Below are 20,097 nucleotides of genomic sequence, written 5' to 3' on the forward strand. Positions count from 1 at the left end.
ATGGCCGAGACCGTGACCCCCACGGTGGACGACACCCCGCCTCCGGCGAGCACTCCCCGGGAGCGGCGCGGCTGGTACATCTACGACTGGGCCAACTCCGCGTTCCAGACCACTGTCATCACGGTGTTCCTGGGCCCGTTCATCACCACCGTCGCCGAGTTGGCCGCCGGCTGCGAGTTGGGCGCGGACACCTGCGACGGGTACGTGTACCCGCTGGGCATCCGGGTGGCGGCCGGGTCCTACTACCCGTACCTGATCTCGCTGTCGGTGTTCCTCACCGTGTTCGTGCTGCCGGTGATCGGGGCGATCGCCGACCGGTCGGCGCACAAGAAGCGGCTGCTCGGCGGGGCCGCGTTCACCGGCGCCGGCGCCACCATCGCGATGATCTTCGTCACCGGCGACCGTTACCTGCTCGGCGGGGCGCTGTTCCTGGTCGCCAACATCTCCTTCGGCGCGGCCCTCGTGGTCTACAACTCGTTCCTGCCGCAGCTCGGCGGCCCGGACGAACGCGACGGCATCTCCAGCCGCGGCTGGGCGCTGGGCTACCTGGGCGGTGGCCTGCTGCTGGCGTTCAACCTGGTCGCGGTCACCCTGTTCAGCGAGGACGACAACCCGCAGCGCACCCTGGACCTGGCCCGCTGGTCGATCGTCTCCGCCGGGGTGTGGTGGGCGGTGTTCACCCTCGTGCCGCTGCGCTGGCTGCGGGAACGCCCCAGCAGGGCGGCGGCGCTGACCCGGCAGGGCAACGTGCTCACCGACGGGTTCCGGCAGCTGAGCCGCACCCTGCGGGAGATCAAGGCGTACCCGCTGACGCTGTTCTTCCTGCTGGCGTTTTTGGTCTACAACGACGGCATCCAGACCGTCATCACCCTGGCAAGCCAGTACGGCACCGAGGAACTGCGCCTGGAGCAGAGCACCCTGATCATCACCATCCTGCTCGTGCAGTTCCTCGCCTTCGGGGGCGCGTTGAGCCTCGGCGCGTTGGCCCGGCGTATCGGCGCCTGGAAGACCGTGCTGCTCAGCCTTGTCCTCTGGACCGGTGTGATCATCGGCGCGTTCCGGCTGCCGGCCGAGGCGCCGGTGCCGTTCATGGTTCTCGGCGCGGCCATCGGCCTGGTCCTCGGCGGTAGTCAGGCGCTGAGCCGGTCGCTGTTCAGCCAGCTCATCCCGGCCGGCAAGGAGGGTGAGTATTACGGCTTCTACGAGATCAGCGACAAGGGCACCAGCTGGCTCGGCCCGCTCGCCTTCGGTCTGGTGTTCCAACTCACCGCCTCGTACCGGGTGGGCCTGGTCTCACTGCTGATCTTCTTCGTGGTCGGGTTCCTGCTCCTCGCCGCCGTGCCGATCCGCCGTGCCATCGTGGCGGCGGGCAACACACCACCCCGGGTGCTCTGAGCACGGGTCCCGCGCCCGACAGATCAGGGCTGGTCGATCGGCTAGGCTGCCCGACCGTGACCGACGACGCCGCCACCGCACCGACCTGCCTGGCCCACCCGTTCCCCGGACAGCCGCACGCTCCGGCCGGGTGCGCGGCCGCGCGGGGGCTCGACGGGCGTCCGGTGCACGCGGCGGCGTTGAAGTTCTTCTGGGGGCCGATGGACTGCGGCAAGTCCACGATGGCGTTGCAGATGAACTACAACCACGCCCGGCAGGGCCGGCGCGGGCTGGTCACCACCCGCATCGACAGGTCGCTGGGCCCGCAGGTCACCACCCGCATCGGCCTGGCCCACGAGGCCATCGAGGTCACCGACGACCTGGACCTGCGGGCCCTGGTGCGCGGCCGGTGGGCCGACGGGGTACGCGTCGACTACCTGATCTGCGACGAGGCGTGCTTCTACACCGTCGAGCACGTCGAGCAGATGGCCGAGCTGGTCGACAGCTACGACGTGGACGTGTTCGCGTTCGGCCTGGCCACCGACTTCCGGTCGCGCCTGTTCCCCGCCGCGCAACGGCTGTTCGAGCTGGCCGACGAGGTGGCCCGCATCCAGGTCGAGGTGCTCTGCTGGTGCGGCCGCGAAGGGCTGCTCAACGCCCGGGTCGTCGACGGGCAGGTCGTCCGCGAGGGCGCCCAGGTCGTTATCGGCGACACCGTCGACACCGCAGAGGTGCGCTACCAGGTGCTCTGCCGTCGGCACTACCGCAGCGGCGACCTCGGCCCCCGCGACTGAGCGGCCCCACCGCCCGGGCACCCGATCGGCGACGATCACCCCGACCGTGATCAGCGGCGCCGGTCGGGGCGGCGCGGTCCGCAGTCGGCGAACGCGCCCACCTGGGGCACGTCGCCCCAGAAGTCGGAATCTTGCGGGTCCGCCCGCCCGTTGTGGACTGTCCAGGTCGGGGTTATGTCGATCGCCGGCTTGGTCGCGACGTAGTGGATGCCCGTCGCCCGGATCCCGTCGGCGTTGATGGCGGCGTGTTCGTCGGCTTCGGTGACGGGGTGCAGGTCGGAGAAGAAGTATGGTGCGTGGGTGAGCAGCCTGGTGTGGAAGCGGGCCTGGAGCGCCTGGCTGATCGCGTCGCCGCGGTGCAGGCCCTCTCGCCCGGCCCAGCCTTCCAGGTAGTCGTGCCAGGGAAGCCCTGAGGTGAGCCACTGCTCGTGGTGGCTGTGCAACCAGCCGCGCTCGCCGTTGTCGGGCAACCGGTCGAAGCTCCAGCGTGCGGTCGCCTCGTCGAACCTCTCGTAGGCCCACTCGACGACGATGAGTACGCCGCCCGGCGTGAGCGCGGCGGCGGCCCGACCCAGGACCTCGTCCAAGTCGGTGACGTGGTGCAGCGAGGTACATGCGACGATCGCGTCGACCGGCTCGCTCGGCTGGTGCTTTTCGAATTCCGTCTGGTGGTAACCGGGTCCGGCCGGTGCCACTGGGTCCACGCCCACGGCGTCGAAGCCGTGCTCCCGCATGGCCGGGACGAAGCCACCCTCCGGGCCACACCCGATCTCCAGCACGCGGGCCGGTGCCGGCGGCAGGTGGGCGCGCACGAACGGCCAGTGGGCATCGAGCCAACGCTGCCTGGCGGTTGTCGTGTCGATCATCGGCTCGGTCCTTGCATAATCGCGGCTGGAACGGGTCATCGGGTCCAGCCGTCCTCGGCGACCAGCTCGCCCTGTTCCGCGGTGACATCGCGGGCGACGGCGAAGGCGGCGGCGGCCTCTGGCAGGTGTGGCGCGCCGGCCAGGGCCGCGGTCAGGATTTCCGGCGAGTCCCACCGCCACATGTCCACCCAGGTCCGCTCGTCGACGCGGATCAGCCTGGTCTCGGTCGGGCCGCCGTACTGCGCCCTGATCGCCGCGATGAGCTGGCCGCGCCGTTCCAGCACGAGGTCGGCGTCTGCGGCGTCGGCTGTGAACCGTGTGGTCCGGATGAGAGACATTGTTGGCCCCCTTTTATAGAGTGCGTTTTTAGAGTTCGGCTCTAGTGTTACAGTGCAGTCATGCCACTGGTCAAGAGCGCCGGCAAAAAGGGCGAGAAGTCACGGCAGACTCGGCGGCGTGTCCTGCAGGCTGCGTACGAGCTGTTCGTCGATCAGGGCTACGGGGCGACCACCCTCCAGGGCATCGCGGAGCGGGCTGGTGTCGCCGTGCAGACCATCTACTTCGCATTCGGCAACAAGCCGTCGCTGCTCAAGGAGCTGGTTGACGTCACCATCGCCGGTGACGACGAGCCGATTCCCACCATGCAGAGGGCCTGGTTCCGAGACGCTCTGGCGGCTGACACCGCCGAGGCGCAGTTGCGGGCGCATGTCGGCGGCACCTGCGAGGTGCTTCAGCGGGTGGCACCGATCATGGATGTACTGCGCGCTGCCGGAGCACAGGACCCAAGCCTGGCCGGGCTGTGGCAGCAGGACACCGATCCGCGCCTCGAAGTCCAAACCGCAGCCGCGCGCAGCCTCATCGCCAAGCCCGGCGCCAGGGCAGACCTGACCGTCGAACACGCCGCCGACCTGCTCTACGGCCTGCTGAGCCCGCAGCTGTACCTGCTGTTCATCCGCGATCGAGGCTGGACCCCAGACCGCTGGGAGCAGTGGGTATATGACACCCTGCACGCGCACCTATGCCGTTAGCGCAGCCGCTGGCCGCAGCCAGATCAGGCCCAGCAGGCGTACCACGCGGGTCGGCGGTCAGGACGACTACTGGGCGGGGGCTCGCACCCGGAACCGGTCGGTCAGGATCACGGCGACCGTCACCGCCACCGCCACCGCGGCGCACACCGCGACGGGCGCCTCCAGCCACACACCTACCGGCATCAACGCCAACAGGACCACCACCGCCGTGACCCGGCTGCTCGGCAGGGCCCGCCACAGCAGCGCCTTGTAGGCGGCGTGCCCGGCCAGGAACAGCGCGGGACCACCGAGGGTGAGCAGGACGTCGACGGTTGTGGCCGGTGCGCCGGGCTCCCGCAGCAACCGCTCGTCGGCCGCCGACGTGACGACGACACCGGCGACGATCACCGGGTGCAGGAAGTTGAACGCGACTCTGCTCAACGCGCCGGTGCGCTCTCCGGCGTGAGCGATGACCTCCGTGGCGGCCGGGGCCGAGCGGGCGAAGTACACCCACCACAGCGCCACCGAACCGCCGAAGGCCAAGAGGAACGCCCCGGACGTCACCAGGTCCACGTGCGACGTGAGGGCGCTGCCGGTGACCAGGATCGACTCCCCCAGGGCGATCAGGACGAACGCCGCGCACCGTTCGGCCAGGTGCCCGCCCTCCACCATCCACCGCTCGGGTCGGCTGCGTCCCCGCCGCGGCAGCGGATAGCCGATCGAGAGGCCGACCACCTCGGCCACGATCACCGCCGCCCACAGGGCGCCCCGGGCGGGGCCGTCGACCAGGCCACCGAGGACCACGAGCACCGACGTCCCGGCGATCCACGGCAGCGACTGCTGAAATCCGGCCACCAGCCACGGGCTGCCCTGCACCGCCCACAACGCGAACAGGGTGCGACCCACCTGCACGATCACGTAGACCAGCGCGAAGAGCAGGCCGGTCGAGCCGAACGCCTGCGGGATCGCCGCCGACAACAGCAGGCTGCCCAGCCCCACCCCGATCAGCATCGTCCGCACCGGCCCCTGATCCGGTTGCAGCCAGTTGGTCAGCCAGGTGGTGTAGACCCAGACGAGCCACACCAGCGCCAGCAACAGGCCGGTACGCCCGGCGCCCCGCCAGTCCGGGTGCGCGATCAGATAGTGCGACAACTGGGTGATGGTGAAGATGAAGACCAGGTCGAAGAAGAGCTCCGTGGAGGTGGTCGGCTGCACCCCCTCACGTGGTCGCAGCAACTGCGGGCGTACCGGGGTGACGACCGGGGGCTCAGAAGGGGTCACCGCACACCCGCCAGTTGCCGTCCTCGCGGACCACCGGCAGGCGACGTTCCTCGCTGAGCCCGCCGGAGCGGGTCACCTTCACTGTCACCGTGCCGTGCGGTCGTCCGCTGCGGGTGGCGACCGACACGTCGGTGATCTCGTAGTCGGTGACCATCGGCGGCGTCCGCACCCAACTGGTGAAGCCGATCGCGCTCCACCGGGTGCGCGCGTCCTCGCAGAGCCGCTCGTACGCCCGGTCGCTGTCGCCGAGAGTCACCTCGTTGAGGAAACCGTCGGCGGTCTCCCGGATCGGGCCGGCGGCCTGCCGGACGGTCTGCAGGTTCCAGGCGCCCAACCCGGCCACCCCCACGCAGCACAGCGCCACGCCGAACCCGGCGAACGCCAACCCGGTGCGCATCGGGCGGTGACGCCGGGCCGGTCGGCTCCACGGCTGGCCCGCACCCACGACTACCGACCGTAGAGAACCCGCTCGCAGCGACGGGCGACAAGCTGGAAACTGGGTGCGCCCGATGGGCGGGTGTGCCCTGTTCGCGGCGGCCACGCATCGTCTACCGTCGGCGCACACCCCCGAGCAGTGCCAGGAGCCGATCGATGAGCCGCTTCGTGCAGCCGGTACCACCCCCCGTCGACCCGTACGCCGGCGATGCTCTGCTGCGGTCCTGGCTGGAGCGTCACCTCGGCCCGGGCGGGCACGCCGCCGCGAAGGGCCGTCTCGCGGACCTGGCCGCCGACGTCGCCGGGCCGCTGCGCGCGGCGCACGCCGACGCGGAGGCGCACCCGCCGACGCTGGTCCGCTACGACCCGTGGGGCGCCCGGATCGACCGCGTCGACACCTCCGCCGGCTGGCAGGCGCAGCGCGCCGCCGCCGCCCGGCACGCCGTGGCCGCGCTGCCCTACCTGCCGGACGCCCGGGGCACCTGGGGTGCCGCCGCGCGGGTCGTGCAACACGCCCTGCTGCACCTGTACGGGCCGGAGTCGGCGACGTTCTCCTGCCCGGTGGCGATGGCCGACGGGGCGGCGGCGCTGCTCAGCATGCCCGACGTCGACGCCACGGTCCGGGACGCGTGGCTGCCCCGGCTGATCTCCACCGACCCGGCCACGGCGATCACCAGCGGGCAGTGGATGACCGAGTCGCAGGGCGGCTCCGACCTGGGCCGCTCCAGCACGCTCGGCCGTCCCGCGGCGGACGGTTCGTGGCGGCTGACCGGGGAGAAGTGGTTCTGCTCCGCCGCCGACGCGGCGATGGCGGTGGCGCTGGCCCGACCGGAGGGCGCCGGGCGGGGCAGCCGGGTGCTCGCCCCGTTCCTCGTTCCCCGGTACGCGGTCGACTCACCGCTGGCCGACGGCGCGGCGCCGGGGGCACCCGCGCCGGGTGTCACAGTGCACCGGCTCAAGGACAAGCTCGGCACCCGGGCGCTGCCCACCGCCGAGATCGGGCTGCGCGACGCGTACGCCCTCCCGCTCGGTGACCCGGCGGTGCCCGGTCTGGTCCGGGCGATGACCCTGGTCGTGGTGACCCGGGTGCACAACGCGGCGGCGGCGGCCGGCGGGATGCGACGGGGTCTCGCCTACGCCCGCGCGTACGCCGACGTGCGGCACGTCGCCGGTGGCCCGCTGGCTTCCTCGCCGCTGCACCGGGCCACCCTGGGCACCCTGGCGGTCGACGCGGCGGGCGCGTTCGCCCTCGCCGGGCACGCGTTCGCCCTGCTCGGTCGGGTCGAGGTCGGCGCCGACCCGGAGGCCGCGGCGGAGCTGCGCATCGTGGCGCCGTTGGCGAAGCTGGCCACCGGCCGGCTCGCCGTCAGCTCCGCCAGCGAGTACGTGGAGAGCTTCGGCGGGGCCGGCTACGTGGAGGACACCGGCGTGCCCCGGCTGCTGCGCGACGCCCAGGTGCTGCCGATCTGGGAGGGCACCACAAACGTGCTGGCCCTGGACGTGCTGCGCGCACTGACCCGGGAGGACGCGGGCGCGCCGCTGCTGGGCCGGCTCGCCGCCGCCGTCGACCTGGCCCGGCCGCTGTCGCCGGTGCTCGCCGACACCCTGGCCACCGCCGCCGGGCAGTTGGAGGAGACGATCAGCGCGGTGACCGTCGACCCGGGTGCGCCGACGGTGCTCGCGGGCGCCCGGGGTCTGGCGTTGCGCCTGGCGTACGCGCTGACCACCGCGTTGCTCGTCGAGCACGCCGCCTGGGGGGACGAGCAGGCGGAGTTGGCCGCCCGGCTGTGGGCGCGCCGCTGGCTGCGGCACGAGGAGATCGCCGAGGACGCCCACCACCACCTGGACCTGCTCTGCTGACCGGTGGGCGCGAGCGGACGGGTGGGCGCCCATGTCGGTGCTGATCGAGCTGGGCGACGACCGTGGCGCAGCCCTGGACGACCGCCGGCCACCGCCGGAAGTGTCCCGCCGTTGGCGGGTGGCGGCGCTGGTGGCGGTCTGTGCCCTGCTCGGCGGTGCCGCCCCGGCCGGGCGCCTGACGCCCCAGGTCGAGCTGGCGGTGCCCGCCCGGGCGACAGTGCTCGGCGCGGGGCCGCTGCTGCTGGTCGTCGATCCCGACTCGAGCCCACCGACGTTGAGCGCCTACGACCCGGCCGCCCTGGGCGGCCCGCCGCGGTGGCGGGTCAGCGTGCCGCCCGCCGCCGGGTGGTCCGCCGAGGTCGCCGGTGACCTGCTGCTGCTTGTCGAACGCGACCAGGGGCGCGGGGCGCGGGCGACCACCGCGCGGTCGATGCGCACCGGCCAGCCGGTGTGGCGGCGACCCGAGCGGGTGTACGCGGCCGGGGACGCGGCGGTGGCGGTGAGTGAGGTGCGCAGTGCCTCCGAGCCGGGGCGGCGGGTCGAGGGCACGGTGCACGGCGTCGACCCGGCGACCGGCGCAACCCGGTGGTCGGTCCCGCTGCCCTCCACGGCGGTGCTGCGGACGCTGCCCGGGCGGGTGCTGCTGGTGCAGGACGACGGGTTGGCCCGGCTGCTCGACGCCCGCGACGGCACCGAACGCGGGCGGGGACATTTTCCACCGGCCGACTACGGCCCGGACAATCCTCAGGTTGCCGGCGCGCACCTGGTGCTGCGCCACCCCAGCGGCGGCGCGGTGGCGCTGTCCGGGTACGACCTGCCGGGGCTGGCACCGCGCTGGCAGTTGCCGGCGCAGCCGGGCGAGCTGACCCTGCGGCCCTGTCAGGGTCTGATCTGCGGGCAGGACGAGCAGGGGCGCTGGGCGATCGACGCGGGCACCGGGGCGCGGGTGTGGACCTGGCCGGCCGGCGCGCGCTGGCGCACGGTGGTGGGCCCTCGGGTGCCGGCGGAGCCTCTGGTGGTGCTGGGGCTGGCGGCGGACGGCAGGCGTGCCCTGGTGGCGACGGTGGGGCGCGACGGTCATCGGGTGTCCGTGGTGCTGCCGGCGGGTCTGACCGACTGCCGGCGGGTCGGCGTCGGGCTGATCTGCCGCGACGGCGACGCCCGGATGACGTTCTGGCCCCTCGCGGCTCCCTGATCCCGCGGTCAGCGCAGGGGGCCCCGGGCGACGGCGGCGCGCATCGTCGCCGGATCGCCGGCCGGGACGAACTCCAACCACCAGGTGGCACCGGCGGCGGCCAGCTCACCGAGGTACGCCCGTTCGGCGCGTTCGTCGCGACGGCGTCGCCGGCCGCCGATCGCCACGTCGAACGGTTGACCGTCGGCGCGCGTCGATGGCAACGCATTCGCGAGGTCGTGTACCTCGTCGGGGGTGAAGTCGGACCACCCGTCGGTGTCGGTGAGCTTGTACGGCACGATCCCGTCGGCGCGGGCCGCCCGGCGACGCACCGCCCCGGCCTGGGTGCTCCCACCGACCCAGACCGGCACCCGCGGTGACTGCACCGGCGCTGGTCGCAGCGCCACCCCGTCGGCGCGGTAGTGGGTGCCCTCGTGGCTGACCCGCTCGCCGCTGAGCAGCCCGGTCAGCAGGTCGAGACCCTCGTCGAGCATCGCGGCCCGCACGGACACCTCGGTCTGCTCGCCGAACGCGGTCAGGCCCCGGTCGCCGGGGTCGCCGACCCCGACCGCCACGGTGGCCCGGCCCGCGCTGAGGTGGTCGAGGGTGAGGACCTCCCGCGCCAACTTCGCCGGGCGACGCCGGGGCAGCGCGGTGACCGTGGTGCCCAGTCGCACCCGGTCGGTGCGTCCGGCGATCGCGGCGAGGACCAGCCACGGATCGTAGGTGAAGGGCTCGTCGCCGGAGTAGTGGATCAGATAGTCCTCCAGGAACACGCCGTCCCAGCCGGCGCGCTCGGCGCATTCGCCCAGCTCGACCAGGGTGGACACCGCGACCGAGGCGCCGCCGCAGGAAATCTCCAGACCGTGTCTCATCCACGGACCGTAGGGCGGGGGCCCGACACTCGGCTGCGGGCGGGTGTCGGAGGGCCCGACTTGTCGGGCCTCGGCGGCATACTGCCGGCGTGACAGCTTCTGCCGACCTCGCGATGGTCAACCTCGACAGTTCCGACCCCGCCGGCCACGCCGCGTTCTACCACGAGGCGCTGGGCTGGGAGGTCACCCACAGCCAACCGGAGTACGCGATGATCAGCTCCGGTGGTGTCTCCATCGGCTTCGGGCTGGTGGAGGGCTACCGGCCGCCCACCTGGCCGGACCCAGCCGGTGACCAGCGCTACCACCTTGATCTGTACGTCGACGACCTGGCGGCGGCGGAGGAGAAGTTCGTGGCGGCGGGCGCGTCGAAGCCGGCCTTCCAGCCCGGCGGTGAGCGGTGGGTGGTGCTTCTCGACCCGATCGGGCAGCCGTTCTGCATCTGCCCCCGCCCGTAGGGCTGACGCGGCACAGGCCGCTCAGCACTGACGCGGCACACGCCGCTCAGCCGCGACGGCGCGACCGGGCCGCCCACACCGCGTAGGCCGGGTCGCGGTCGAGGTTGTGCCGGTCCCGGTCGTAGCGGCGGGTGGTACGCGGGTCGGCGTGCCCCATGGCGTCCTGCACGTCCTCCAACGGCACGCCCTCCGAGCGGGCCGTGGTGGCGAAGGCGTGCCGCAGTGAGTGCGGGGACAGCTTCGCCCACGCGGGGATGCCGGCGGCGCGGGCGAGCCGGCGGACCATCCGGAACACCGAGTGCCGGTCCAGTCGGGCGCCGCTGGCGGTGACCAGCAGCGGGCCGGTGAGCTGCGGCACCGGCACGCCGCTGGTGGCGGCGCGTTGGGCCAGGTAGGCGTCCAGGGCGTGCCCGGTGCCGGGGGTGAGGGCGCGGCGACGTTGTTTGCCGCCCTTGCCGACGAAGCGCACGCTGCGGTGGCCACGCTCGGTGCCGAGGTCGGTCAGGTCCAACGAGATCAGCTCCCCGACCCGCAGACCCAGGTCGGCGAGGAGCGCGAGCGCCGCCCGGTTGCGGACGGCGGTCGCGCCGGTGTCCGCGTCGGCGGCGCTGAGCAGGGCGTCCACCTCCTCGGGGGTGAGCCCGACGGTGGCGGAGTGGTCCCGGTCGACGCGCGGGCGGTCGGCGCCGGAGACCGGGTTGGCCGGCACCGCACTCAGTTTGACGAGGAAGTCGTACCAACTCGACAGCGCCGAGAGTCGGCGCGCGACTGTCGCCGGGGTCAGCGGGCGGCCGCTGCGGGCGCCGACGCTGTTCTCCAGAGCACGGGCGTACTCGTTGACGTGCAGGAACGTGGCCCGCAGCGGGTCCAGGTCGCGCTCGGCGCACCAACGCAGCCAGCCGGTGACGTCCCGCCGGTACGCGTCGCGGGTGTGCTCGGACAGCCGCCGGTTGCGCAGCCACGCCTCGGTCACCTCGACCGGCCCGCTCGGCAGCGCCGGCGGCGCGGGCGGGCGGGCGAGCACCGGAGCGTCGGAGAACACCATGTGAAAAAGGCTCTCAGCCTCGGGTGGGATCGGCGTGCAGGCGCGCCGGTCCCACCCGACACCGTGACGGATCAGGCGTTGATCTCTCGGCGGGCGTCGCCGTTGGCCTTGATGGTCACCCGGCGGGGCTTGGCGCGCTCGGCGACCGGGATGCGCAGCGTCAGCACCCCGTTCTCGTAGCCCGCCTCCAGCTTGTCGGCGTCCAGTGTGTCGCCGAGGAACAGTTGCCGGGTGAAGGTGCCCATCGGGCGTTCGGCGGCGACCAGTTCGACGCCGTCGCCGGCGGGCCGGCGACGCTCGGCGCGGACGGTGAGCACGTTGCGCTCGACGGTGCAGTCGATGCTGTCCGGGTCGACGCCGGGCAGGTCGAACGCCGCGTAGAAGTGGTCGCCGTCGCGGTAGGCGTCCAGGTGCATCATCGCGGGACGGGCCGCCGTACCGAAGAACTGCTCGGCGAGCCGGTCGATCTCGCGGAACGGGTCGGTACGCATCAACATGGTCATGCCTCCTCGGATCTCCTGGCCGAAGGTGATGAGTTGAGTCGGGGAGACTCAACTTCCTCTTCCTATTTAGCGTGTCCGCGTGTCGATGTCAACTGCTCAGGACAGCCGCTTTTCAAACCAGTGGTCGGCGTAGGGACCCCGCGAGTACGCCGGTATCTCCGCGTAGCCGTGCCGGGCGTACAGGGCGCGGGCCTCGACCAGGTCGTGCCGGGTGTCGAGCCGGATCCGGTCCGCCCCGGCCACGCGGGCCCGTTCCTCCACAACGCTCAGCAGCGCGGCGCCCCCACCGGCGCCGCGATGCTCGGGGCGGACGAACACCCGGGTCAGCTCGGCCCAGCCCGGTTGCCAGCGCAGTCCCGCGCAGCCGGCCAGGTCGTCGCCGTGGTGGGCGAGCAGGAGCAGCCCGCTCGGCGCGGTCAGGTCGTCGCTGGGTAACTCGGCCAGAGCCGCGTCGACCTCGCCGGGCAGGTCCGGGCGACGGTGGTAGCGAACCACCATCTCGGTCATGTACTCACGCAGCAGCAGCACCGCGTCGGGCTGGTCGGGTCGGCTGGTGCTGGTCGTCCAGATGGACCGGGCGGCAAGGGTCACCTGTTGATCATCGCCGCCCGGTCAACGGTTTTATCCGGTCGCCAGGGTTCGCGCATCCGGTGTCGACGGCTCGCCGATGCGCAGGCACGGCCAGCCGGCCAGGTCCCGCAGCAGCTGCCGGTCGTGGGTGGCGATCACGACGGCGGCACTCGTCGCGCGGATCGCGGCGGTCAGCTCGTCGGCCACTGTCGACGACAGGTGGTTGGTCGGCTCGTCGAGCAGGATCAGCGTGGGCCGCCTGGCCAGCACCAACGCCAGGTCGAGGCGGCGCTGCTGCCCCTGCGACATCCGCCCGACCGGCGTCCGCATCGCGGCGGAGTCCAGCAGCCCGAGCGAGCCGAGCGACACGGCCTCGGCGGCGGGCAGCACCCCGTCGGACACCAGTCGTGCGACCTGGCGGGCGTACGCCTCGTCGGCGCTGAGTTCGGGGGCCTGCCCGGCGGTCTCCTGGGTGAGCCGGGCGATGCGGGCCTCCCGCGCCGCCCAGGCGTGACCGTCGGTCGGTTCGAGCGCCCCGGCCAGGACCGCGAGCAGTGTGGACTTCCCGGCGCCGTTGGGTCCGGTGACGAGCAGCCGGTCGCCGGCGTCGATGGTGAGGTCGACCGGCCCAGCGAGTCGCCCGTCGACGGCGACCCCCTGCGCGCGTACCTGCGGGGCGCCCGCCCGCACGCCAGGGTCCGGCAACCGCAGCGTCGGCGGTGGTTCCGGTACGTCGATCCTGTGTGCCTGGAGTGCGTCCTGCTGCCGGTTCAGGGCCTGCACGACGCCCGGCGCGCGGGACTGGCGCTGGTGCTTGCCGGTCCCCTTGTCCGGCCGCCAGCCGGTGGAGAGCCGGTCGCGGGCCTTCGACACCGCGTCCTGTAGCCGTCGACGCTCGGCCTGCTGCTCCTCGTAGTCCTGCTCCCAGTGCTCCCGCTCGCGACGCCGCGCGTCCTGCCAGGCGTCATAGCCGCCGGCGTAAAGGCGCGCCGTGCCGTCGTGGGTGGGATCGAGGTCGAGGTACCGGTCCGCGACGTCGCGCAGCAGCGCGCGGTCGTGGCTGACGATCGCGAGACCGCCGTCGTGCTCGCGGAGTCGACGGGTCAGGAAGTCCAGGCCGTCGGCGTCGAGGTGGTTGGTCGGCTCGTCGAGCAGCAACACGTCGTGCCGCGCCCCGAGCAGGCACGCCAGGCGTACCCGGTAGCGCTGCCCGACCGACAGCGTCGACAGCTGGCGATCGCGGTCGGTGCAGGCGTGCAGGGCTTCCAGTGCCACGTCGACCCGGCGTTCGGCGTCCCACGCGTCGAGCCGGGTGGCCGCGTCGAGCGCGGCGGCGTAGCGGTCCTCCGCGCTCGGATCACCCTCGGCGAGGGCGAGGGTCGCCTCGTCCAGCGCCTTGAGGGCCGCGAGCGACGCGGCAAGCGCCTCGGACGTCAGGGTGCCTACCGTCTCGCCGTCGCGGGCGGACAGCTCCTGGCGGGCCAGGCCGATCGTGCCGGCCCGCTGGACGGTGCCGTCGTCCGACGTGATCAACCCGGCGAGGACGTGCAGCAGTGTCGTCTTGCCGCGACCGTTCTCGCCGACGACCGCCAGCCGTGACCGGGCGGAGACGGTGACCGAGACGTCGGTCAGGACGCGCCGGGACCCGCGGGTCACGGTGACGTTCGTGGCGCGTACGTGCGCGCTGCCGCCGGCCTCGACCGGCAGGGACATGATGTCGGGGTTGAGGTTCAACTGTGCTCCGCAGCTCTCGATGGAGCCGGGCAGCAGCTAACGGCCGCCCGGCGGGAACCGGGACGGCGAGCGCGAATTCAGCAGGGAGAAGGGCGCCGCCGTCAGCGGGCGGAGCGGACCTTCTGCGACCAGATACCTCGTGCCATGACGGCGATGCTAGCAACGGGGACGCCCGAGCTTCCACGGGTTTCGCCCACCCCGTGGCGGGTGCGACACGAGGTGGGCTTGGGAAGGTGCCGACGGGTGTTACCGGCGGGGACGGGGCAGCAGCGCGATAAGCGCGACCGCCACGGCCACGTGCGTGGCACCCAGGGCGAGCTTGGCGCCGCCGGTGGCCTCGACGCCGAACAGCGGAACGAAGGACAGCACCGTCACGACGACGGCCAGTGAGATCCAGACCGGACGGGCGACCCGGGTGGCGAACCGTTCCAGCAGGGCCAACGCCGCCCAGCCGAGCAGGGCCGCCCCCAGGGCGATCATGACGATGGCGCCGGCCCCGATGTCCGTGGCGGGCTGGCCCGGGCTCTCGATGGTGTAGTCGACTCCGGCCAGCGCGCCGATCGCCCAGATGGCGAGGGGTGCCACGACGGCGGCGACGACGCCGAGGGCGCGGCGGCGCAGTGGTGAGGGGGCGGGGGTCGTGACGGTGGCAGCACTCATGACGGCTCCTCGTTCAGGGGAAACGAACGAGTACGACCGTAACAGATAGTCTTGTTCGGAACTATCTTTCTCAGAACTAACAGCCGGAGCGGGCCCCCGGCGCGTACGGGGAGGTGCTGGCCAGCGGGCCGCTCACCAGCCCCAGGAGCGCCCGGAGGAACACCTCCCGGTCCTGCTCCGGCAGGGTCGCGAGCAGGTCGTCCTGGATGCGCCGGACCACCTGTTGCGCTTGCCGCAGGACCTGCTCCCCCGCCGGGGTCACCACGACCAGCCGGGCCCGGCGGTCCGTTGGCACCGGACGGCGCTCGGCCAGCCCGGCCCGTTCCAGCTGGTCGAGCGTCACGACCATCGTGGTCTTGTCCACGCCGCACCGTTCGCCGATCTCCCGCTGGGTCAGGTCGCCGGTGCGGGCCTGCGCCAGCACGTAGTGCGCCCGCGGCGAGATGCCCAGCTCGGCCAGCCCGGCGGCGTGCTCGGTCTGCAACGCGTGACTAGCCCAGGAGAGCAGGAACAACAGGTCCGGTGGGCCGTCGGCGGGCGTGCAGGAGGTCATGCGCCGAGGCTAGCAAGATCCTCCGAGACGAGACGGTTCGCGCGGTGAACGATCAGAGTCGCTGGTAGATCCCGCCTTCGCGGGTGAGCAACTGCTCGTCGATCAGATACCGACGCAGCGTCGCGTGATCCGACCCTCCCGTGGCGCACCACGGCTTGAGCGCGTCGTCGACGGCCCGCTCCGGATAGCGGGTGCCCGGCGCGAACGACTGCTCGGCGATGTGTGCCAGCAGCGCCCGCCGCCGGCCCCGCTGCGCCGGCATACCCACCAGGACGCCCGCGCGCAGGAAGGTCCGCAGCACCGGGTCGACGCCGGGTTCGGCATCGTCGGCTGGGCGACTGTCGCGCGCGGTGGCCCGCAGCGACGCCTCGTCGGCCGCGAGCGCGCCGTCCGCGCCGGTGACGAGGCCCGCGTCGGTGAGCCGGCGAACCCCGGTGAGCACCACCCGCGCCGGCAGGCCGGCCCGCTCGGCGACCTCGGTCGCGCTTGTCGCACCCAGCACGATCGCCGCGAAGATCCGTCGCCGTCCGTCGTCGGCCAGGGCACCGGCCAGCGCATGCGCAGTCACGCCGGTCACCCTTCCATCAGGGGTACGCGTGCCGCCAGGCGATTTTCGACCCGCTCAGTCGGCCTCCGGTGTGCTCGGCGGCTGCTCGGCGACGAGTAGCACCCTGCGCAGCAGGTCGGAGAGGTGTCGCCGTTCGGTAGCGGTGAGCGCGCCGAGCAGGCGATGCTCCTCCGCTCCCTGGACCTCCATCGCCCCGCGCCACGCGGCCTGACCTGCCTCGGTGAGCTCCACGTCCACCCGCCGACGGTCGACTGTCGACGGAATCCGGCGGACGAAGCCCCGTCGCAGCAGCGCGTCCACCCGTGCCGTGATCGAGGCGGGGGCCATCGCGAGGTCCGCGGCGAGGTCCGAGGGCGCCGCCCGGCCTCGGCGGCCGGCCAGGGCGTGCAGGGTGTCGTACTCGTGGGCTGGCAGGTCGAGGTCGACCAGGACCCGCTCCTTGACCGCCCGTAGGTGCCGGGTCAACCGGATCATCCTGGTCACCGCCCCCTCGACGTCCGCGTCGAGGTCGGGCACCACAGGCAGCCAACGCTCGATGTGCTTGTCGACGGCGTCCGGGGTGGTGGTCACCACGTCAGCGTACCTCTGCATCGAAATATTCATTGCCGAAATATTCGATGTCGAAGTACATTGCGGTTATGGCTCATCCACTGCGCGATCACTCCTTCCGGCTGCTCTTCCTGGGTCGCACCGTCTCCGCGCTCGGCGACGCGGTGGTGCCCGCCGCGCTGGCGCTGGCCGTGCTGCGCGCCACCGACTCGACCGGCGCGTTGGCCGTCGTCCTCGCCGCGGCGATGGTCCCCCGGCTGCTCCTGTTGCCACTCGGCGGCGTCGTGGCCGACCGGTTCGACGCCCGCCGGGTCGCCCTCCTGGCCGACCTGGTCCGCTGCGCGACCCAGCTCGCGGTCGGCGTCGAGCTGCTCGGCGGCGACCCGTCACTGACCACCGTGGTCGTGGCCTCCGCGCTCGGCGGCACCGCCTCGGCGTTCGCCATTCCGACCGCGTCCCCGCTGGTCGCCGGCACCGTCGAACCGGCCGACCGGCAGCGGGCCAACGCCCTGATGGGGATCACCGCCAACACCAGCCGACTCGCCGGGCCGGCGCTGGCCGGCGCGCTGATCTGGGCCGCCGGACCCGGCTGGGCGTTCATCCTGGACGGCGCGTCGTTCGCGCTCAGCGCCGCGCTGCTCGCGCTGGTGCGGGTCCGCCACGTGCCGGTGCCCCGCCGTTCCGTCCTCGCCGACCTGCGGCACGGCTTCAGCGAGGTACGCGCCCGTGACTGGTTCTGGACCAGCCTGCTCGGGCACGGCGTGTGGAACGGCGCGGCCGCCGTCCTGATGACCCTCGGACCGGCCGTCGCCATCGACCGCCTCGGCGGCGAGACGACCTGGGTGCTGCTGTTGCAGGCCGGCGCGATCGGGATGCTCATCGGATCGCTGCTGGCCGGGCGGGTCCGGCTGCGCCGGCCGGTGCTGCTGGCCAACCTTGGGCTGGCCTGCTACGCCGCGCCACTGTTCCTGCTCGCCGTCGCCGCGCCCGCCCCCGCGGTGATCGCCGCCTACGCGCTGGCGCTGACCGCCCTCGGTTACCTCAACCCGGTGTGGGAGACCGTCGTGCAGCACCACTTCCCGCCCGAGGTCCTGGCCCGGGTCACCTCGTACGACTGGCTGGTGTCACTGGGCGCCATGCCGCTGGGCTACGCGCTGGCGCCGTTGGCCGCCGACGCGTTCGGCGCGCCTGTCCCGCTGGCCGTCGCCGGCCTGCTGGTCCTCGCCGCCTGCGCGGGCACCGCGCTCGTTCCCGGCGTACGCCGACTCACCTGGCCGGCGACCCCGCAGCCGCAACCGGCCGAACCCGCCGCCGTCCGTTGACACGAAAGGCTCCCGGCCGGCGCCCGGGAGCCTTTGTGCGAAGTGGTCGGTCAGCCGGCGTCGCGTGCCATCGCCACGAAGCCGCGCCACGACTGCGGGCTGATCTCACCAAGCTCAACCCGGATATCGCGCTGCCCGACCTGACCCCGCGCTTCGTCGGCTGGGCCGAACCTCGCTGAGGGCACCGCCAGGGGTCTGTACGAGTCAGTGCGATGCGAGAGACTGACGGCGTGACGATCCGCCCCGGGATGAGGCCGGCAAGATGAGCCGACCATTCAGGATATTCGTCGCCCTGTTCTCGATGGCGGGCCCCATCTGCCTGTATGTGGTGGTCACCGCCAAGACTCGGGCCATGGCGGGCCCGTTCACCGTCGCGCGGACCGCTGTCGACCTTCCGACGTTCCTCGGGAAGGGAATGGTCTTCTTCGCCCCACTCGACGCCACGACCGCTCCCATGATGAACGCGGTGACGCCACTGATCCGCTGGGTCGTGATCCTGCTGATCGCGGTGTCGACGTACCTGGCCTGCGGCCTCGTCACCCGGCGGACACGCCCGTTCGTCGCGGCGATGACCGGCGCGGCCGCTGCCCTCACCGCCACGGCGATCGGGGACCTGCTCTGGTGGGCTGCCCTCGTGGTCCGTGTGCACACCGCCCCCACCGGCTGGTACGCCAACGAGGCGTTGGACCATTCCACGCTCCTCGCCAGCGCGCACCTCACACTGACCGGTTGGACGTCCGACGCCCTCTTTCTCGGCTGCCTGTTGGCGTTCACGAACGCATCCTTGGTCGGTGGCACCAGCCTGGCGATACTGCTGCTGGACCGGCTGAACAGAGACACCGACGACGGTGCGGACAAGGCCCCGGACACGGTCGAGAAGGAGGGCGACGACGAGGACCAGGACGCGGTTGACGATGCGGAGCCGACGGCCCGCGGTGCGCTGATCGGCGACGTGCGAGGACGCAGCGCGAACCTTGCCCTGGCCGGCGTGCTTCCGGTGCTGGTGCTCATGCTGATCAACGGCACCCAGGCGGTGTGGGACAGCTATGCCGGCAGGGGGTTCCTCGGGCTGCTCAGGGAATTCCTGTACCGCCCCGCCCTGTCCCCGCCGCCACGCGTCCGCGATGACGTGGGATACCGGCTGACCCACGAGACCGAGCTGAACCCCCTGTCGATGGACGTGTGGGTGCACAGGTCGGTGCTTGCCCTCGCCCTGCTGCTGGTGCTCTGGCTTCTGTTGTGGGCGCTGCTCGTCGGCCTGCCGAGTCACGGGCATCGCCTCGGGCTCGTCGTCGTCTGTTGGGGTGCCACGATCGCGGCGTCCGCGCTGACCGCGACGTCTGACGTCCTGGTCGGCTGCGCGGTCTCGAACTCCCCTACCGGCTGCGCACCCTGGGAGTCACTGGGCCTGGAACTGACCTCCGCGCTGCGCTTCGGCGCGGCCTGGGGTTGGCTCGTCGCACTGCCCGTGCTGCTGGCTCGTCGGCTCCTCGACTCCGACCCGTCCATCGACACGCAGGAGACACCGGTCCATGAGTCCACGAAACAAGCGCCCGCGTCGCCGTAAGGGACCCGCGCCGGCCCCGGTGTCGTCCCCCGCGCCCGTCGCCTGGTGGAAACGTCCCGTCACCTGGCTGCTGACGATCGTGGTCGGGGCCGTCGCCACCTGGCTCGGCGCCGTCGTTCTCGGCATGATCAACCAGTGGAAGCCGGCGAACGAGCTGGCCGAGCAGTTGGCCGGCCGGGGGCCTGTCGTCGTCCTGGACGTGAAGCACGTCCCCTACCCGCAGGAGGGTGCGTTCAACTACGTCTACCCGGCCGGCGCGGATCTGGCTCGCCTGGACGCCGAACGGCCGGACGATCCGGCCGCCGAGGCCGGCGCGGTCGACATCGAACGGAGCACCTGGGAGATCACCCTGGTCGGCACCCGGGACGAGGCCGCCGAGGCCGTCGACCTGCGGCCCGTCCTCGTCGAGCCCTGCCGCGCCCCGCTCACCGGGGTCTTTGAGCCCAACCCCTCCCAGGGCGACTCCCAGAAGCTTGTCCTCGTGACGCACGTGGATCGACCGAACCCTCGGATGCTCGTCGAGGACCCGGGTGGCGAGGATGCCGGCACCCCGTTCTTCGCCACCCACAAGATCACCTTGCCCAAGGGTGAGAAGAACGTCATCCAGGTACGAGCGCTCAGCGCGAAGCAGCACTGCCGATGGCGACTGGAGCTGGACTACCTGGCCGAGGGACGACGCCAGACAATGGTGATCTCGGCGCCCGGCGACAAGCCGTTCGAGGTAACCGGGAGCGCGGGCGACTCCTCCTACACCTGGGTCTACCTCAACTCGTTCGACGGCTGCCGGGCCAAGGACGGCAGCAAGACCGATCGGCTGCGCATCACCGGCGCCGAGTACGCGCAGATGGTGCGCGACGGGCGCACCTGCCCCTACTGAAAGCAGTCATCCGGCCCGGTAAACCTCG

Annotated in this window: 22 protein-coding genes; 9 read left to right on the plus strand and 13 right to left on the minus strand. The window is 72.5% G+C overall.

Annotated features, from left to right (window positions below; all coding sequences use genetic code 11):
* Both ACQP0U_RS15820 and ACQP0U_RS15825 read left to right on the plus strand, forming a co-directional pair.
* On the plus strand, positions 1-1,395 hold the full coding sequence (locus ACQP0U_RS15820) for an MFS transporter (protein WP_433320210.1): 1,395 nt from the start codon (positions 1-3) through the stop codon (positions 1,393-1,395).
* 56 nt (positions 1,396-1,451) lie between these two features.
* On the plus strand, positions 1,452-2,168 hold the full coding sequence (locus tag ACQP0U_RS15825; protein WP_433320213.1) for a thymidine kinase: 717 nt from the start codon (positions 1,452-1,454) through the stop codon (positions 2,166-2,168).
* 50 nt (positions 2,169-2,218) lie between these two features.
* Here ACQP0U_RS15825 and ACQP0U_RS15830 read toward each other — a convergent pair whose 3' ends face one another.
* Positions 2,219-3,034: a class I SAM-dependent methyltransferase gene (locus ACQP0U_RS15830; protein WP_433320216.1), complete on the minus strand. Its 816-nt coding sequence runs from the start codon at positions 3,032-3,034 to the stop codon at positions 2,219-2,221.
* A 35-nt stretch (positions 3,035-3,069) separates the two neighbouring features.
* Positions 3,070-3,372 carry a hypothetical protein gene (locus tag ACQP0U_RS15835; RefSeq protein WP_433320219.1) on the minus strand — a complete coding sequence of 101 codons (303 nt, stop codon included), beginning with the start codon at positions 3,370-3,372 and terminating at the stop codon, positions 3,070-3,072.
* 60 nt (positions 3,373-3,432) lie between these two features.
* Between ACQP0U_RS15835 and ACQP0U_RS15840 the strand changes: the two genes are divergently transcribed.
* Complete coding sequence (locus ACQP0U_RS15840; protein WP_433320222.1) at positions 3,433-4,062, plus strand: TetR/AcrR family transcriptional regulator; 630 nt, start codon at positions 3,433-3,435, stop codon at positions 4,060-4,062.
* Positions 4,063-4,128: 66 nt separating this feature from the next.
* Here the strand turns inward: ACQP0U_RS15840 and ACQP0U_RS15845 are convergent, their stop codons facing one another.
* Positions 4,129-5,322 carry a low temperature requirement protein A gene (locus ACQP0U_RS15845; RefSeq protein ID WP_433320225.1) on the minus strand — a complete coding sequence of 398 codons (1,194 nt, stop codon included), beginning with the start codon at positions 5,320-5,322 and terminating at the stop codon, positions 4,129-4,131.
* Complete coding sequence (locus ACQP0U_RS15850) at positions 5,309-5,767, minus strand: Rv0361 family membrane protein (protein ID WP_433320228.1); 459 nt, start codon at positions 5,765-5,767, stop codon at positions 5,309-5,311. Before ACQP0U_RS15850 ends, ACQP0U_RS15845 begins: the two co-directional genes overlap by 14 nt.
* Before the next feature lie 146 nt (positions 5,768-5,913).
* Here ACQP0U_RS15850 and ACQP0U_RS15855 point away from each other — a divergent pair, with 146 nt between their 5' ends.
* Positions 5,914-7,617 (plus strand): acyl-CoA dehydrogenase family protein, encoded by a 1,704-nt coding sequence (locus ACQP0U_RS15855; RefSeq protein WP_433320231.1) that lies wholly within the window; start codon positions 5,914-5,916, stop codon positions 7,615-7,617.
* A 31-nt stretch (positions 7,618-7,648) separates the two neighbouring features.
* Entirely contained in the window at positions 7,649-8,812 is a 1,164-nt protein-coding gene (locus ACQP0U_RS15860) for a PQQ-binding-like beta-propeller repeat protein (protein ID WP_433320234.1), read from the plus strand.
* 8 nt (positions 8,813-8,820) lie between these two features.
* Here the strand turns inward: ACQP0U_RS15860 and ACQP0U_RS15865 are convergent, their stop codons facing one another.
* Complete coding sequence (locus tag ACQP0U_RS15865) at positions 8,821-9,666, minus strand: LLM class flavin-dependent oxidoreductase (RefSeq protein WP_433320237.1); 846 nt, start codon at positions 9,664-9,666, stop codon at positions 8,821-8,823.
* A gap of 89 nt (positions 9,667-9,755) precedes the next feature.
* On the opposite strand from ACQP0U_RS15865, the gene ACQP0U_RS15870 reads away from it, so the two are divergent.
* Positions 9,756-10,121, plus strand: coding sequence for a VOC family protein (locus ACQP0U_RS15870; protein ID WP_433320240.1), 366 nt, complete (start codon positions 9,756-9,758; stop codon positions 10,119-10,121).
* Between the two features lie 46 nt (positions 10,122-10,167).
* On the opposite strand, the gene ACQP0U_RS15875 is transcribed toward ACQP0U_RS15870, so the two are convergent.
* The 8 genes from ACQP0U_RS15875 to ACQP0U_RS15910 all read right to left on the minus strand — a co-directional run bounded on the left by ACQP0U_RS15875 (position 10,168) and on the right by ACQP0U_RS15910 (position 16,345).
* Positions 10,168-11,166: a tyrosine-type recombinase/integrase gene (locus tag ACQP0U_RS15875; RefSeq protein WP_433320243.1), complete on the minus strand. Its 999-nt coding sequence runs from the start codon at positions 11,164-11,166 to the stop codon at positions 10,168-10,170.
* Positions 11,167-11,237: 71 nt separating this feature from the next.
* The gene (locus tag ACQP0U_RS15880) at positions 11,238-11,663 is read right to left on the minus strand and encodes an Hsp20/alpha crystallin family protein (RefSeq protein WP_433320880.1); all 426 of its coding nucleotides are present in this window, start codon (positions 11,661-11,663) and stop codon (positions 11,238-11,240) included.
* Between the two features lie 102 nt (positions 11,664-11,765).
* Positions 11,766-12,260, minus strand: a complete 495-nt coding sequence (locus tag ACQP0U_RS15885; RefSeq protein WP_433320246.1) for a GNAT family N-acetyltransferase — start codon at positions 12,258-12,260, stop codon at positions 11,766-11,768.
* Positions 12,261-12,290: 30 nt separating this feature from the next.
* A complete protein-coding gene (locus tag ACQP0U_RS15890) occupies positions 12,291-13,973 on the minus strand; it encodes an ABC-F family ATP-binding cassette domain-containing protein (protein WP_433320249.1) in 1,683 nt (560 codons plus the stop codon).
* A 246-nt stretch (positions 13,974-14,219) separates the two neighbouring features.
* Complete coding sequence (locus ACQP0U_RS15895) at positions 14,220-14,633, minus strand: DUF6069 family protein (RefSeq protein ID WP_433320252.1); 414 nt, start codon at positions 14,631-14,633, stop codon at positions 14,220-14,222.
* Positions 14,634-14,709: 76 nt separating this feature from the next.
* A complete protein-coding gene (locus tag ACQP0U_RS15900; RefSeq protein WP_433320255.1) occupies positions 14,710-15,186 on the minus strand; it encodes a MarR family winged helix-turn-helix transcriptional regulator in 477 nt (158 codons plus the stop codon).
* 52 nt (positions 15,187-15,238) lie between these two features.
* A complete protein-coding gene (locus ACQP0U_RS15905; RefSeq protein WP_433320258.1) occupies positions 15,239-15,754 on the minus strand; it encodes a DUF2087 domain-containing protein in 516 nt (171 codons plus the stop codon).
* Between the two features lie 54 nt (positions 15,755-15,808).
* The gene (locus ACQP0U_RS15910; RefSeq protein ID WP_433320261.1) at positions 15,809-16,345 is read right to left on the minus strand and encodes a MarR family winged helix-turn-helix transcriptional regulator; all 537 of its coding nucleotides are present in this window, start codon (positions 16,343-16,345) and stop codon (positions 15,809-15,811) included.
* A 47-nt stretch (positions 16,346-16,392) separates the two neighbouring features.
* On the opposite strand from ACQP0U_RS15910, the gene ACQP0U_RS15915 reads away from it, so the two are divergent.
* The 3 genes from ACQP0U_RS15915 (at position 16,393) to ACQP0U_RS15925 (ending at position 20,069) form a co-directional block, all read left to right on the plus strand.
* A complete protein-coding gene (locus tag ACQP0U_RS15915; protein ID WP_433320264.1) occupies positions 16,393-17,625 on the plus strand; it encodes an MFS transporter in 1,233 nt (410 codons plus the stop codon).
* Between the two features lie 262 nt (positions 17,626-17,887).
* On the plus strand, positions 17,888-19,192 hold the full coding sequence (locus ACQP0U_RS15920; protein WP_433320267.1) for a hypothetical protein: 1,305 nt from the start codon (positions 17,888-17,890) through the stop codon (positions 19,190-19,192).
* Positions 19,158-20,069, plus strand: a complete 912-nt coding sequence (locus ACQP0U_RS15925) for a hypothetical protein (protein ID WP_433320270.1) — start codon at positions 19,158-19,160, stop codon at positions 20,067-20,069. Before ACQP0U_RS15920 ends, ACQP0U_RS15925 begins: the two co-directional genes overlap by 35 nt.
* Positions 20,070-20,097: the final 28 nt, after the last annotated feature.

The organism is Micromonospora sp. CA-269861, from assembly GCF_050948505.1.
GTDB lineage: Bacteria > Actinomycetota > Actinomycetes > Mycobacteriales > Micromonosporaceae > Micromonospora.